Here is a 14,155-nt window from a genome sequence, read left to right on the forward strand (position 1 = left end):
ACGGAAGTGATACGATCTGTGTGGACTACACCACAGGAGATGTACTTAGAACGGTAACCCTTGAGAGTGGTATCCCTGCAGATATGGGCTACAGCTTCATCTGGTACCTAAACGGTACAGAACTGACGGATTATGACCCTGCCTCACCAAGTTATGAGGCGAGCGTGGCGGGTGACTATACGGTAGAGGTAACAGGTCCTGCACCACTGAACTGTGTGTCGGATATCTCGGCTGCCTTTACGGTAATCCAGAGTGGTCCTGCAAGCCCTGTAGGAAACGGTTATGAGGTAACCAACTACTTCAGCGACAACCAGGTGATCACGGTATATGTTGAAGGCCACGGAGAGTATGAGTACAGACTTGATGAAGACGGTATGTGGCAGAGCAGCAATGTGTTTACCGATGTACCTGCGGGTACCCACACGGTATATGTAAGGGATGTTAAAACGGATTATGCCTGTGATGAGATTGCCATAGAAGGTGTAAGTTTAGTGGACTACCCACATTACTTTACCCCTAACGGTGACGGTTACCATGATACCTGGAACATCATCGGACTGAACCAGCCGGATGCCAAGGTATACATCTTTGACCGCTTTGGTAAGCTTATCAAACAGATCAGTGCCACCGAAGAAAGTGAAGGATGGGACGGAACTTACAACGGTACCCCACTACCTGCCACGGACTACTGGTTTAGTGTAACCTACCGTGAATTGGTAAACGGAGAACCTGTAGAGAAAGAGTTTAAGGCTCACTTCTCACTGAAGAGATAGCAGAAAACCAAGTTAATATATAAAATGCTGTCAGGAATGGCAGCATTTTATATAATATTATTAGGTTAAATTACCAACCTAACGCAAAAATTTATATATTTGACCGCTATGGAAAAATATTGATAATAATTTTAGCCATAGGACCGTTATACATTAATAAACACCAATAAGCTAAAGCGCATTTCTCATTAAACGATAAGGTCGACATGAATTTTAAAAAGATTTATCTATTTTTTGGATTATTACTAACTCAGCTGTCTTTTTCGCAAGAAGGGATTGCGGTTTACTCAGATTATTTATCAGATAACTACTACCTAATACATCCATCTATGGCTGGTGCTGCAAATTGTGCTAAAATCAGGTTGACTGCACGTCAGCAATGGTTTGGTCAGGATGATGCTCCTCAGTTACAAACATTAAGTTTTAACGGAAGAATAGGGGAACAGTCTGGTGTAGGTATTATCGCTTTTAATGATAAAAACGGTTATCATTCACAAACGGGAGCAAAGCTTACTTATGCTCACCATATTCGTTTTTCAAGAGATGAAGTTGATTTAAATCAGTTATCATTTGGTATGAGTGCAGGGCTTGTTCAAAGTCGTTTGGATGAAACAGAATTTGAACCTGATTTTGATCCTATTATTGATGGTGGTATGAAACAAAAGGATTCTTATTTCAATATTGATATTGGTGCATCTTATCATTATCTTGATTTTTATGCGCACTTTACAGCTAAGAATGTTATAGCAAGTAAGAGAGATATTTATACAGATATTGAAAGCGATAACTTAAGAAAGTATTTGGTAAGTGCTGGTTATGTATTTGGTGATCCTGATCGTTTACAATGGGAGCCATCTGTAATGTTCCAAGTTGTTGATGAGACTAAAGAAAAATCAATGGATGTTAACCTTAAGGTATATAAAAATGTTGATTTTGGAAGAGTTTGGGGAGGATTGTCATACAGAAGATATTTAGACGGTGCTCAATATATTGATGGTAACGGTGCAAAAGATCAAAACCTACAATATTTTACTCCAATAATAGGTGTTAACTATAAGCAATTTATGTTTGCTTACACTTATTCTTACTTAACTGGAGATGTTAAGTTTGATAATAGTGGCTTCCACCAAATTACTTTAGGTATAAATCTGTTCTGTGGTAGAGAGCGTTACGATTGTAATTGTCCGGCCATTAACTAAATTATAAAGCATTATTAATTCTGTCCCGATTTTTAATCGGGACTTTTTTTATTCTGAAATATGGTGATTAAAGAAGTAAGAGGTAAGTACCCACAAATACCTGAGGATTGTTTTGTTGCTGAAAATGCTACTATTGTAGGAGATGTTTCTTTTGGTAAGGAATGCAGTGTATGGTTTAATGCTGTGGTAAGAGGTGATGTGAATTACATTAAAGTGGGTGATAAAGTAAACATACAGGACGGAGCCGTAATTCACTGTACCTATGAAAAGCACCCCACAGAGATAGGTAATAATGTTTCTATAGGTCATAATGCTATCGTTCACGGATGTAAAGTACAGGATAATGTACTGATAGGTATGGGGGCTATTGTTATGGATAATTGTATTATAGAGAGTAACTCCATAGTAGCGGCAGGGTCGGTAGTGACACAAAATACAGTTGTAGAATCAGGTACTATATATGCAGGTATTCCTGCCAGAAAGGTGAAGGATATTAATGCCTCTGACTTTGCAGGGGAGATAGGGAGAATATCTAATAATTATTTAATGTACTCTTCCTGGTTTAAGGAAGATAAAGATGATGACAAATAGAGAAGATTAAAAGTCTCTTTTTTCTACATTATATTTGTTCTGTAAAATAGTACTAAGCACTTTTGGATTGCTGTTAGTATAGAAGAGGGCGTAGCCTTTTTGTAAAGAATTATTAAGGATGTCTTGGGTAACCAGGACATTTTTTGTTTGTCGTGCTACAGCCTGTCCCGAATCGATTATTTTAACGCTCTCTGGGAGTATTTCCTTAATTTGCGGTATAAGGTATGGGTAATGGCTGCATCCAAGAACCAGGTAGTCTATATTGGCTTTTATCATAGGGGTTAGGTAGTCCTGTAAGAGTTCTTTCATTTCGGTAGACTCCAGTGAACCTTCCTCAATTAGTTTTACAAGTCCATGTCCAACCTGTTCTACTATTTTTATGTCTTTGTAGTCAAGTACTGCCTTATGAAATAATTCACTGTTAAGCGTTCCCTGTGTGGCTAATATGCCTATGGTTTGTGTTTGTGTAGAATTTGCGGCCGGTTTAATGGCGGGTTCAATACCTATAAAAGGTATGTCGAATTTTGTACGTAATTCTTTTATAGCGTTTGTTGTTGCGGTATTACAGGCAACAACAATCATTTTACAGTTTTGATTGAGCAGGAACTCTGTATTTTTGATACTAAGCTCTATAATCTCTTCTTTGCTTTTCTGTCCGTAAGGAGCATTTTTACTATCGGCCAGATATATGGTGTTTTCGTTAGGGAGTATATTATGAATTTCTCTCCATATGGAAGTTCCTCCCACACCGGAGTCGAATAAGCCTATAGGGTTTGTGCTTTTATTCATTTAACAAATATAAAAAAACGGCTCAAATTTTTGAGCCGTTTTTGTAAGTATAGAAATGATGTTTTTATTAGAAACCTAATTCTTTTTTTACGTCAGCCATAAGGTCTGGACCATCAGCAAGAATAACACCGCTTCCTGTAGAAGCATCAAGTACATAAAGGTAACCTTTAGCTCTTGCTACTTTTTGGATAGCATTTCTTGATTTTTCAAGAATTGGTTTATAAATAGCTTCTTGTTTATCCTGTAGTTCTTTAGTAGCATTTTGTTGGTACTGTTGGATTCTTTGTTGAAGATCCTGAACTTCTTTAGCGCGAGTCTCATTTAGAGCATCTCCAGCAGTAGCGGCTTCTCCATCATATTTTTTGATTTTAGCCTGAAATTCCTGTACCATTGTTCTGTATTCTGTATCGTATGATTTGCTTAATTGCTCTAATTGTGAATTAGCTGCTTTCATCTCCGGCATTTGGCTCATTAGTTCCGATACATCAATATGGGCTACTTTAGACTGTGCAGTTGCAGTTTGACTAAGCCCTAATAATAGTACAGCAGCGATTAATAAAGATTTTAATTGTTTCATCATTTAAATTTTTAATTTTTGTTTTAAGTTTTTATCCTTGGTTATTTTCCTCCTGTGGAGTTGTTTCATTATTTTCCTCTTCCTCCTGTGGCTCCGTGTTTTTATTACGTTGCTCTTCACGGGCTTTTTTTGCAGCTTCCCTTTGTTCTAATATTTGTTTTTTACGCTCTTCTATCTGTTTTTTTCTCTCTTCAAGCTTTCTTTCCCTTTCTTCTCTTGCTGCCTGTACAGCGTCTTCTCTGCTGGTAGACGCAGGTCTTTCAGAAGTGTTTTCTCCGTCACTACCCTCAGTAGTTTCTTTATCTGCTTTAACTCCGTTTCTTTTAGCTTCTCTTTCTTTCTTCAGCTGCTCTCTTCTTTCTTCATATTGTCTTCTTTTCTCCTCCTGAGCCTTTCTTCTTTCTTCAATCAGCCTTTCCCTTTCGGCTTTTCTATCTTCAATTTTTTGCTGTCTTTCCTGGTATTCAGGGTCGGCTTCCAGCTCTTCCTGTTTTTCCATTTCTTCCAGTTGTTTAAGCTCTTTACCGCTTAACTTTTCTCTTTTGGCAGCCCTTGTTATTCTTCTTATTACAAAATCACTGATGTCGTGTCTTTTTGCGGAGAATAACATAGTCATATCTGAAGACTTGTCAAATATAAAGTCGTAATTTCTTGATTCAGCCAAATCCTGAACAATGTTGAATACCTGATCCTGTACCGGTTTTACAAGTACTGCCTTTTGGGTGATAAGATCACCATTTGGCCCAAATCTTTTTTGCTGATATTCTATAAGGTCATTTTCAAGAAACTTGATTTCTTCTTCTCTTTCCTCAATAAGCTCTTTTGTTAAAAGAGGTTTTTCTGTCTCAAGGCTTTCTTTTAATTTATTAATATCATTTCTTTTCTGTTCCAGTTCCTGTTTCCATTTTTGAGCTTTAAGCTCAAGTTGGTTTTTGGCTTCAGCATAGTCAGGCACTTTCTCCAGTATATAGTCCATATCTATATACGCGATTTTAAGTCCGCGAGACTGTGCCGTTGCTGCTGTAACAGAGATTAAGGTCAGTAATATTAACAAATGTTTTTTCATAATTTATTTCTTATTAGAAAATATCATGCCAATTTTTTAAAACTGCTGGCCGATGATAAAGTGTGTTTCCCAACCATTCTTTTGAGTGTAGCCCGGCAGCGGATCGAATCCGTTACCAAAGTCTATACCTAATAAACCGAACGCCGGCATAAATACCCTTAAACCGAAACCTGCTGAACGCTTAAGTACAAACGGGTCGTAATTCCTAAATGAATCGTATGAATTACCTGCCTCTAGGAAAGTTAATACATATATAGATGCCTGTGGTTTAAGTGTGATAGGATAACGCAACTCTAATGAGAATTTATTGTACACTGTACCTCCGTTTATAGAGGAAAGCGCCTGATTAGGATAACCTCTTAACTGTATGACCTCACGACCGTCTAACGAATAGTTAGCTAAACCGTCACCACCCACAAAGAATCTTTCAAAAGGAACAAGTCCTCTTTCTGAATTATAAGAACCCAGAAATCCGAATTCGCCAAGTGTTCGAAGTACTAATTTATTATAAATTTTTGTATACCAATCAGCTTTAAGCTTAATTTTATAATATTCCAACCAATTAAACTTCTGCTGGTCTACCTTACCCTGATCTACAGCGGCATCCTCATAGTCGTATACTACCTGCCCGTCTTCGTTTAGGTATTGTCCGCTACTGTTAGTAGCCTTATAGGCAGCCTGGTTTTCAAGATCTCCATAATCAATGCCGTTAAATAACGAGTATGGCAATGTCATTTTTGCACTTACACTGAATAACGAACCTGACATTGGGTAGATAAGTGATCCTCTGTTGTCTCTTGTAACTTCCAGTGTATAAGCAAGGTTACGGGAGCTACCGTTACCAAATGTAAACAGACCGGTGTTGTAGTTATTAAGGTTATAGTACTGGAATGTTAACGAGTGAGAGATTCTCAGGTTATCATAGATACCACTTAACCTTTTTGACATACCTAATGTAATAGAACTAATTGTAAAGCTTTGGCTTCTGTCAACATCCCTTGTCTGGAAGTTATACAGGAACTGTTTACTGTGTGATAACGAACTGAAAAGCTGTATAGGCTTTTTACCTCCAAGCCAAGGCTCTGTAAACGAAAGGCTATAGGTTTGGAAATAAGTACTACCCTGTAGTCGTAATGAAAGTTTTTGACCATCACCCATAGGTATTGGCTTGTATGCCTCTTTGTTAAAGATATTACGCATAGAGAAGTTGTTGAACGAAAGTCCAAGAGTACCGATGAAACCACCGCCACCATAACCTCCCTGTAGCTCAATTTGGCTCGAACCTCTTTCGGTCACGTTCCATTCTACATCTACAGTACCTGTTGAAGGATCAGCATTTTTAACATCAGGACGTATAGTTTCTGCATCAAAGAAGCCTAAAGCGCCTAGCTGTCTTACAGTATTGATAACATCTTCTTTATTCCATTTTTGCCCCGGCCTTGTTAAAAGCTCACGGTATATTACATGGTCGTTGGTCTTATCGTTACCTACAACGGTTACATTGTTAAGGTAAGCGATAGGTCCTTCCACTATACGGATTTCAAAGTCAATAGTGTCATTTGCTGTACGAACCTCTACTGCATTGATGTTAGAGAAAAGATAACCGTTATTCTGATACAGGTTGGTAAGGTCTTCGCCATCCGGTTTATTAGGATTAGCAATCCTTTCCTGTAGTAGTATGCCGTTATAGGTATCACCTTTTTTAATACCAAGAACCTGGCTTAATATATTGTTAGGATATACTGTATTACCCAAAAACTTAATATCACCAAAGTAATACTTACGCCCTTCTTCAATCTGTATACTTATATCAACAGTATTTTTGTCTTTATTGTAGGCAACTGTATCTTCGATTACACGAGCATCACGATACCCTTTTTCTTTATATTTGTCTACAATGCTTCCTAAATCTTCCTTATACTTTTCTTTAATGTATTTTGATGATTTGAAGATGCGTAACGGGTTCAGGAAGCTCTTTTTCTTGGTGTTTTTCATGGCACCTCTAAGCTTACCGTCTGAAAGCATAGTGTTTCCGTCAAATTTAATTGATGATACCTTTACTTTCTTACCGCGGTCTATATTAACTACCATTTTTACAGTATTACTACTGTCCGGTATTACATTAATAGCTACTTTAGTATTGTAGTAACCGTCTTTTTTATATTTATTTTCAATATAGTTTTTAGTAGTAGTAACAAGGTTTTCGTTAACTATTTTTCCTTTAGTAAGTTCGGTATCCTTAATAAGTCCTTCAATCTTACTTTTCTTAAGTCCCTGCATTCTTACTTCACTAAGCTTAGGAAGCTCATTTACATCCAGTTCAAGATAAATACTGTCGCCTACAACTTTAGTAGCATAAAAGTTAATATCTTCAAATAGTTTAAGGCTGGCTAGTTTTCTAATAGCATTACTTATTTCTTCTCCGGGTACGTTTATACGCTGACCTTTCTCTAAGCGGGTAAATGTTACAACAGTTTGCTCGTTGTAAGTAATGTCACCATTTACTTTTATATCGGCAATTACATACTGTCCCGGTTCAATCCTGTCCTGTGCTTTAGCTGCAAATGAGGCTAAGCATAGAAATATGGCTGAAAATAATTTAATGCGCTTATAAAACATCTCGGTTTTATTTAACTTGTTCACTGGTTTTTCCAAATCTACGTTCTCTTTTTTGGTAACTGATAATTGCTTCATGCAGGTCTTCTTCTGTAAAGTCCGGCCATAATACGTCGGTAAAATAAAATTCTGCATACGCACACTGCCATAATAGGAAATTACTTATTCGCTGTTCGCCGCTTGTTCTTATAAGCAGGTCTACATCCGGAAGGTTGTGTGTGTAAAGGTTTTGAGTAATTATCTCTTCATTTATATCTGTTACCGCTATCGCGTTTGTTTTTACTTGTTCACTAATCTTTTTAACTGCCGATACTATTTCTTCTCTGGAGCCATAGCTTAAAGCAAGGGTAACCAGCATTTTGGTATTGTCCTTGGTTTGATCTATAACTTCTAAAAGTTGTTTTTTTGCCTTTTCGGGAAGTTTGTCGGTATTGCCAATTGTACTTAGCTTGATATTGTTTTTTTGAAGTACCGGAAGTTCTTTTTTTAACGAGCGGATAAGCAGTTTCATTAAAGCTTCCACTTCAAGCCTTGGCCTGTTCCAGTTTTCTGTAGAAAAGGCGTAAAGGGTTAGGTATTTTACACCAATATTCTTGCAGTTCTCCACCACATCTTTTACCGATTTCGATCCGCTTTCATGGCCTAAAGCACGAAGTAGTCCGCGTTTTTTAGCCCAACGGCCGTTACCGTCCATAATAATGGCGATGTGGTTAGGTATATTTTCAGTATTTATGGTAGTTGATTTGTCCATGATTTTAGTTAGGGCAGTAGCAAGGTTTTTCACCAAAGGTGTAGGTAAGTGTAAATCCGGTAAATACATACCAGTCGTCGCTTTCTAAGTTACCAAAGCGAAGGTTTTGGTAGGTATCATCTTCAGGATAACTTCCATCTAAATTGTCGCTAAAAGTATATCTCGCACCCACTTCAAATCCTATTACAAAGTTTGGTAAAACATTAGTTTTTATACCTACGGTCATTGGTATGGACAGCGCGCTGCTGTTACCGTTGTCGTAAGTTCGTCCGTTATTAATATACTGCTCATCATACCAAAAATAGCTCAGTCCCCCATATACATAAGGGGTTAGCTGAAAGTCAGTTTCGTGCAGGTTGAAGTCAAAAAAATTGAATTCAAGGCCTAAAGATAATTCTTTTACAGTATTATCAAATGAATAGCCTCTTTGTTTTCTGGCACTCATGTCTGAATCAGCATCGTTAGAAGATATTTTCGCATAGGTAAAGGAAGCCCTATAAGAGTGTCGCGGACTACGGTTGTATTTATACAGAAATCCTAAAGCAAGATCTTTAGGGGCTATATAATCTGTAGGTCCCACATCACCTATATAGTTGCTTCCGCCCACAAAAATACCCACTTCGTTGATCTGGGCTTCGGCTTTAAATGAAGCAATAATTAAAAATAAAACTACTAAAACTCTACTCATTACATCAAAATAGGTGCAAATATAACAATATAGATTTCTATTTCGCCTCTGTTTAGACTTTTTACATCTATAAATTGAAAATTTGCAATCACGGTTCAGACTAAAAAACGAAAGAAGATGTGGTGTAGTATGTGGTGTAGGCAAAAAAGTTGCTATTAGTTTCTTTTATCCTCACCCCATAGCAGTTTTTTGCGTAGGGTTTTTATGAATTTCTCATCAGGGAACTCTACCATGTTGATTTTAAAACTGGTCTTTTTAATATAAAAGGAGGTCTCGGTGTCTACAGTAAGTATTCTTGAATCCAGTGAAATAAGATGTTGTGGTTCCCTGCCGCTTACTTTAAGTTCCAGTTCGGTATCATCCGGTATTACCAGCGGTCTTGCGTTAAGGTTGTGTGGGGCGATAGGAGTAATAACAAGACTGTTTACTTCGGGTATCAGCAACGGCCCGCCACAACTTAGTGAATAACCTGTAGATCCGGTAGGGGTAGATATAATAAGCCCGTCTGCCCAGTAGGAATTAAGGTAGTCTCCGTTTAGTTTTACCTCTACGGTAATCATGGAAGTGGTGTCTTTACGGCTTACAGTGATTTCGTTGAGTGCAAAATCCAGTCCGTCTTCCTTTTCCATGCCTTTATAATCAAGAGATAAAAGGGTGCGCGGAGATATTTTATATTTGTTTTCAAAAATCAGGGGCAGCAGGGTTTCAATTTCATCCTGCTGTACGGTAGCCAGAAATCCAAGTCGCCCGGCATTAATGCCTAATACGGGTATGTTTTTGTCGCGCACATAAGTTGCCGATCTTAACATGGTACCATCGCCACCAATACTGATAAGCATATCAAACCTGCGGTCCAGTTCCTCGTGGTTACTAAAAGTAGCATACGACTCTTTAAGGAGTTCTCTCTCTTTTATGGCATTGTAAAAATTGGCTTCAAAAATAACCTCGGTGGTATGGCCTTCAAAAACCGCAAACATTTTTTCAATAATGTCTTCGGTATTGTCTTTATAATACTGTCCGTATACTGCTATCCTCATGTTCCTCACGCTTATTATATGTTCAGGTATTTGTCTAAATAGTCAGAACGGTCTTTTAATGTATTGATGTAAGCATCCTCCTGGTGCTCTGATATGATATCGTAATTGTATCTTCTAAAAGTCTGAATGATTTCGCTTAACCCGCCAAGACTTATTTTTAGGGTTATCTGTACCTTTTCAAGATTGGCTTCAGATATGAAAAGCCCCAGTAATCTGCCGTTATTACTTTCCACAATTTGGGCAACCTCACTCATGGAGTAATCAGTAATACCTTTTTGTACTACCAGTATGCCTCCGTCCTCCTTAAGGAAAGGGGTTTGGTGGAAAAACTGAATGATATCGGTAATCTCATAGTACCCCAGGTAATTATTGTCTTTATCCAGAATAGGAACCACATTGGTTTCGTTTTTAGCAAATACTTCTAATACGTCCAGCCATATGGTAGTGTCGCGCACAAAAAACCTTTCAAGGGTATAGTGCATATCCTCCAGAGTTTTTTCGATATCCATAAGTTCGGTATCTTCGGAACTTGCACAACCTATGTATATACCATTTTCCGTTACCGGAAAATGCGAAAAGGTATATTCGGCAAAAAGATCCTGAGCATCAGCTATGGATTCGGTTATATTTAGCGGTTTGATTCGGTTATTGATAAAGTCGTTAATATCAATCATGTTGGGGAGTATGAGTTATTACTGCAAAATAATCAAAAATTAGAATATCCTACCTTGATTTTACTTTGTATTTTTGTGTAAAATTTGAGTTAAACAACCTTGAGATGACAAAACTTAGTGTAAATATAAATAAAATAGCAACGTTAAGAAACTCCAGAGGAGGTAATGTTCCCGATTTACTTAAAGTTGCAGCCGATGTTCAGAAATTTGGAGCGCAGGGTGTTACCATACACCCAAGGCCTGATGAGAGACATATCCGTTATCAGGATGCCAGAGATTTAGTACCTGTTGTGCACACCGAATATAACATAGAAGGGAATCCGGTAAAAAAGTTTATCGACCTTGTACTGGAGGTAAAGCCTACACAGGTTACTCTTGTTCCTGACGCCGATGATGCTATTACATCTAATGCGGGATGGGATACTATAAAACATAAGTCGTTTTTACAGGATGTTATTGCTGAGTTTAAAAGTAACGGCATACGTACTTCCATATTTGTAGATCCGGTTTTGGAAATGATTGAAGGTGCTAAAGAAACCGGTGCCGACAGGATTGAACTATATACAGAAGCTTTTGCTCATAAGTATGGTTTAGGTAATACTGCCGGAATTGACCCTTATGTGGCATCGGCAAAACTGGCAAACGAGTTAGGACTGGGCATAAACGCAGGTCACGACCTGAGTTTGGATAATATTAAGTTTTTCAAAGAAAACATTCCGGGGCTTCTTGAGGTATCTATAGGGCATGCGCTTATATCAGAGTCGTTGTACCTTGGGCTGGAAAATGTAGTGAATATGTATCTTCAAAAACTAAAATAATTATGTTGCATTCCAGAGTAGAAGGAGAAGGCAAGCCATTGCTTATAATACACGGTTTTTTAGGTATGTCTGACAACTGGAAAACCCTTGGTGGGCAATATGCCGAAAAAGGATTTCAGGTACATGCCATTGATATGAGGAATCACGGTAAGAGTTTTCACTCGGAAGAGTTTGATTACAATGCAATGGTTCAGGATATTTATGATTACTGCCTGTATTATAAACTGGAGAAAATAGATGTTATTGGTCACTCAATGGGAGGTAAGGCCAGTATGTTTTTTGCTATGGCACATCCCGAAATGCTGGACAGGTTAATAATAGCCGATATAGGACCAAAATATTACAGGCCACACCATCAGGATATACTTGCAGGTTTAAATGCGGTAGATTTCTCGTTGAAACCAGGAAGGAGTGATGTGGAAGAAATCCTTAAAAAGTATGTTGACGATTTTGGCACCCGTCAGTTCTTAATGAAAAACCTGTACTGGAAAGAGCCGGGACAGCTTGACTTTAGGTTTAACTTAAAGGTGCTTACCGATAAGATTGAGAATATAGGTGCTGCATTACCGGAAGGTAGTGTTTATGACGGGCCTGTATTATTTTTAAGGGGTGATAGGTCTAATTATATAAAGGATGAAGATTTTGAAATGATTCATACTCATTTCCCTAAAGCAATTATTAAAGATATTAAAAACGCAGGACACTGGCTGCATGCTGAAAATCCGAAGGATTTTGTAACAGAGACGCTGGAGTTTCTTACTGCATAAAATGAAAGGGGAACTGTTTTTACAGTCCCCCTTTTATTTTAATCGCCTCCACTTATGATTTTAGGAAGTAGTGTTTTTTTAAGTCCTTCATACAAAAAGCGCCACAGGAAGTTAAATACTGATTTGTCTTTAAGCCTCTCCACGCTTACTTCTGTTTCTTTTAGCTCATCTTCGCTGTCATTTTTAACCAAGAGGTTTCCTACTGCCGACATAAGTTTGTTTTTGTCTTTTCCGTCTTTTTTATAAAGCTTCACTTTGAGGTCGTCATATCTAATAGCAAAATCACCATTTGAGCTATTACGGTTTCCGTTAAACGTAAAGTAAATTTCTTTTAGATTGCCTGTTGTTGTAATATTCATTAAAGGCTTTGCAACGGGGTCAATCACACTGCTTTTTACATTTTGTAGTTTTCCCTGTATGGTAAAAGCATCGGTTTTATCAGTAATATCAAACGTCCAGTGTACACTTAAAGGGGATGATTTCATGAAAAGGCAGTTAACATACAGAGTGGTTTGCGGAGTTTCAGTTTTGTTTATCGGGCTGTATATGTTTTTTATTGTGGCATTAAAGTCAGAGAACATTACTTTGGCGGCAGGCTTATCATAACTCTGCTGTTCCTGGTATTCTACATACGAATCGTTTAGTTTTATCGTGTCGGTTTTAAGGTCAAACTTTATTTCGCGTAGCATTTGGCTGTATAGTTTTTTGACCGATAAATCATCGGGAGCCATTTTAGGTCGGTATATAACAGCATTCACTTTGGTTAAATCAACCAGGGATGTACGTATGTATAAGGTGTCGTTTACAAAGCCCCAAAGTAAATCAGGGATATGTATTTTGCTTACTTCAATATTGTATTGGTCTTTTTCCTTCGGGATAGACTGTGCAAACTCTATGCGCGTCTGCTCTGGGGTAAGCTTAAAGTTGTTTACGGTAATGGCGGTGTCGCTAATGTTAAGTTTGTGTGTTGTAATATTATATTGTTTATCTACCTGATAAAACAGGCTGTCGCATTTTAGGCTGTAAGATGAGTATTTAACGGGTACATTATCTTTAATAGTAGTACTGTCTATTTTGATATTCCTGAAAAGCATGCTTATGTTTGTTGCTTTCAGTTTGGTATTATCGGTGGCGTCAAGCAAGGTGAATTCCCCTTTGTTAACTTCAATAGCTTTGGTGGAAATGGTGTTTTTAAATGGTTTTACAAGATCTCCTTTTACATTGTATTTATTCTCTTTGGGGTATAATATAACTTCAGGTTTATCTATAATGATATTATCAACCTTTATTTTATTGTTTTTTAAGAGTGCCCAAAGGCTAAAATGCTCTATGCGTATTTTTTCAATCTGTCCATAAGCACCACTTTTTAATTGGGCAGTACTGTCTTTAGGGGATAGAGAAGCGTTGAGTACTGTAATGTTGCCTTTTAACAGGGATATGTCTAAATCAGTATAGCTTATATTATAAGGCATATCTTTGTTTGACTGAATGATATTGGGTAGCTTTCTTGATATCCAGTAGCTTAATCCGTAATTAGCAATTGTTCCTATTATAAGCAATGCAGCTAATCCTATGAGTATTTTTTTTAAAAGTGACATTGGTGTTTTGGTTTATACGGTTAAGGTACTGCGTTTTTAGTGCTTATAAATGTGTTTTATGTTTTTGTTAATAGTATGGCTGTTAAAGTTATTATAATGAGATTGTTGAAACTCTAAAAAGGTTAATAATATGTTATTTATTTAAAAAATAACTATGTTTTTCGGTAGATTGTTAAAAAAGATAAAGGTTTTTTAAAAAATAAATTATTAT

General features: G+C 37.4%; 14 protein-coding genes. 5 read left to right on the forward strand and 9 right to left on the reverse strand.

The features are described from left to right. The 3 genes from ABS768_RS15045 to ABS768_RS15055 form a co-directional block, all read left to right on the forward strand. Positions 1–773, forward strand: a 773-nt coding sequence (locus tag ABS768_RS15045; RefSeq protein WP_408075775.1) for a T9SS type B sorting domain-containing protein, incomplete at its 5' end; no start/stop codon positions are given. Between the two features lie 206 nt (positions 774–979). Then, positions 980–1,972, forward strand: a complete 993-nt coding sequence (locus ABS768_RS15050; protein WP_408075776.1) for a PorP/SprF family type IX secretion system membrane protein — start codon at positions 980–982, stop codon at positions 1,970–1,972. 60 nt (positions 1,973–2,032) lie between these two features. Next, positions 2,033–2,563 carry a gamma carbonic anhydrase family protein gene (locus tag ABS768_RS15055; RefSeq protein ID WP_408075777.1) on the forward strand — a complete coding sequence of 177 codons (531 nt, stop codon included), beginning with the start codon at positions 2,033–2,035 and terminating at the stop codon, positions 2,561–2,563. Between the two features lie 6 nt (positions 2,564–2,569). Here ABS768_RS15055 and murI read toward each other — a convergent pair whose 3' ends face one another. The 8 genes from murI to ABS768_RS15095 form a co-directional block, all read right to left on the reverse strand. Then, the gene (murI, locus tag ABS768_RS15060; protein ID WP_408075778.1) at positions 2,570–3,352 is read right to left on the reverse strand and encodes a glutamate racemase; all 783 of its coding nucleotides are present in this window, start codon (positions 3,350–3,352) and stop codon (positions 2,570–2,572) included. A 67-nt stretch (positions 3,353–3,419) separates the two neighbouring features. Beyond that, positions 3,420–3,929 carry an OmpH family outer membrane protein gene (locus tag ABS768_RS15065; RefSeq protein WP_408075883.1) on the reverse strand — a complete coding sequence of 170 codons (510 nt, stop codon included), beginning with the start codon at positions 3,927–3,929 and terminating at the stop codon, positions 3,420–3,422. A gap of 31 nt (positions 3,930–3,960) precedes the next feature. Further along, the gene (locus tag ABS768_RS15070) at positions 3,961–4,995 is read right to left on the reverse strand and encodes an OmpH family outer membrane protein (RefSeq protein ID WP_408075779.1); all 1,035 of its coding nucleotides are present in this window, start codon (positions 4,993–4,995) and stop codon (positions 3,961–3,963) included. Between the two features lie 36 nt (positions 4,996–5,031). After that, positions 5,032–7,689, reverse strand: coding sequence for an outer membrane protein assembly factor BamA (bamA, locus tag ABS768_RS15075; RefSeq protein WP_408075780.1), 2,658 nt, complete (start codon positions 7,687–7,689; stop codon positions 5,032–5,034). Further along, positions 7,622–8,362, reverse strand: a complete 741-nt coding sequence (locus tag ABS768_RS15080) for an isoprenyl transferase (RefSeq protein ID WP_408075781.1) — start codon at positions 8,360–8,362, stop codon at positions 7,622–7,624. The genes bamA and ABS768_RS15080 overlap by 68 nt, the downstream gene beginning before the upstream one ends. 4 nt (positions 8,363–8,366) lie before the next feature. Then, the gene (gene porG / locus ABS768_RS15085) at positions 8,367–9,050 is read right to left on the reverse strand and encodes a type IX secretion system protein PorG (protein ID WP_408075782.1); all 684 of its coding nucleotides are present in this window, start codon (positions 9,048–9,050) and stop codon (positions 8,367–8,369) included. 155 nt (positions 9,051–9,205) lie between these two features. Next, positions 9,206–10,087, reverse strand: a complete 882-nt coding sequence (locus tag ABS768_RS15090; protein WP_408075783.1) for an NAD kinase — start codon at positions 10,085–10,087, stop codon at positions 9,206–9,208. Between the two features lie 14 nt (positions 10,088–10,101). Beyond that, entirely contained in the window at positions 10,102–10,761 is a 660-nt protein-coding gene (locus ABS768_RS15095; RefSeq protein ID WP_408075784.1) for a CBS domain-containing protein, read from the reverse strand. Positions 10,762–10,865: 104 nt separating this feature from the next. On the opposite strand from ABS768_RS15095, the gene ABS768_RS15100 reads away from it, so the two are divergent. Next, entirely contained in the window at positions 10,866–11,579 is a 714-nt protein-coding gene (locus ABS768_RS15100; RefSeq protein WP_408075785.1) for a pyridoxine 5'-phosphate synthase, read from the forward strand. Between the two features lie 2 nt (positions 11,580–11,581). Next, the gene (locus ABS768_RS15105; protein ID WP_408075786.1) at positions 11,582–12,346 is read left to right on the forward strand and encodes an alpha/beta fold hydrolase; all 765 of its coding nucleotides are present in this window, start codon (positions 11,582–11,584) and stop codon (positions 12,344–12,346) included. Between the two features lie 38 nt (positions 12,347–12,384). Here the strand turns inward: ABS768_RS15105 and ABS768_RS15110 are convergent, their stop codons facing one another. Further along, positions 12,385–13,944 (reverse strand): hypothetical protein, encoded by a 1,560-nt coding sequence (locus tag ABS768_RS15110; RefSeq protein ID WP_408075787.1) that lies wholly within the window; start codon positions 13,942–13,944, stop codon positions 12,385–12,387. Positions 13,945–14,155 lie beyond the last annotated feature (211 nt).

Origin of the sequence: Flavobacterium rhizophilum (genome assembly GCF_046000485.1) — a bacterium.
Taxonomy (GTDB): Bacteria; Bacteroidota; Bacteroidia; order Flavobacteriales; family Flavobacteriaceae; genus Flavobacterium; species Flavobacterium rhizophilum.

What these genes read in the sequence shown, in the direction of transcription:
- ABS768_RS15090 (WP_408075783.1), bottom strand. Translation starts at nt 10,087, where the DNA reads ATGAGGATAGCAGTATACGGACAGTATTATAAAGACAATACCGAAGAC.
- ABS768_RS15095 (WP_408075784.1), bottom strand. Translation starts at nt 10,761, where the DNA reads ATGATTGATATTAACGACTTTATCAATAACCGAATCAAACCGCTAAAT.
- ABS768_RS15065 (WP_408075883.1), bottom strand. Translation starts at nt 3,929, where the DNA reads ATGAAACAATTAAAATCTTTATTAATCGCTGCTGTACTATTATTAGGG.
- ABS768_RS15050 (WP_408075776.1), top strand. Translation starts at nt 980, where the DNA reads ATGAATTTTAAAAAGATTTATCTATTTTTTGGATTATTACTAACTCAG.
- ABS768_RS15100 (WP_408075785.1), top strand. Translation starts at nt 10,866, where the DNA reads ATGACAAAACTTAGTGTAAATATAAATAAAATAGCAACGTTAAGAAAC.
- porG (WP_408075782.1), bottom strand. Translation starts at nt 9,050, where the DNA reads ATGAGTAGAGTTTTAGTAGTTTTATTTTTAATTATTGCTTCATTTAAA.
- bamA (WP_408075780.1), bottom strand. Translation starts at nt 7,689, where the DNA reads ATGAAGCAATTATCAGTTACCAAAAAAGAGAACGTAGATTTGGAAAAA.
- ABS768_RS15110 (WP_408075787.1), bottom strand. Translation starts at nt 13,944, where the DNA reads ATGTCACTTTTAAAAAAAATACTCATAGGATTAGCTGCATTGCTTATA.
- ABS768_RS15105 (WP_408075786.1), top strand. Translation starts at nt 11,582, where the DNA reads ATGTTGCATTCCAGAGTAGAAGGAGAAGGCAAGCCATTGCTTATAATA.
- murI (WP_408075778.1), bottom strand. Translation starts at nt 3,352, where the DNA reads ATGAATAAAAGCACAAACCCTATAGGCTTATTCGACTCCGGTGTGGGA.
- ABS768_RS15080 (WP_408075781.1), bottom strand. Translation starts at nt 8,362, where the DNA reads ATGGACAAATCAACTACCATAAATACTGAAAATATACCTAACCACATC.
- ABS768_RS15070 (WP_408075779.1), bottom strand. Translation starts at nt 4,995, where the DNA reads ATGAAAAAACATTTGTTAATATTACTGACCTTAATCTCTGTTACAGCA.
- ABS768_RS15055 (WP_408075777.1), top strand. Translation starts at nt 2,033, where the DNA reads ATGGTGATTAAAGAAGTAAGAGGTAAGTACCCACAAATACCTGAGGAT.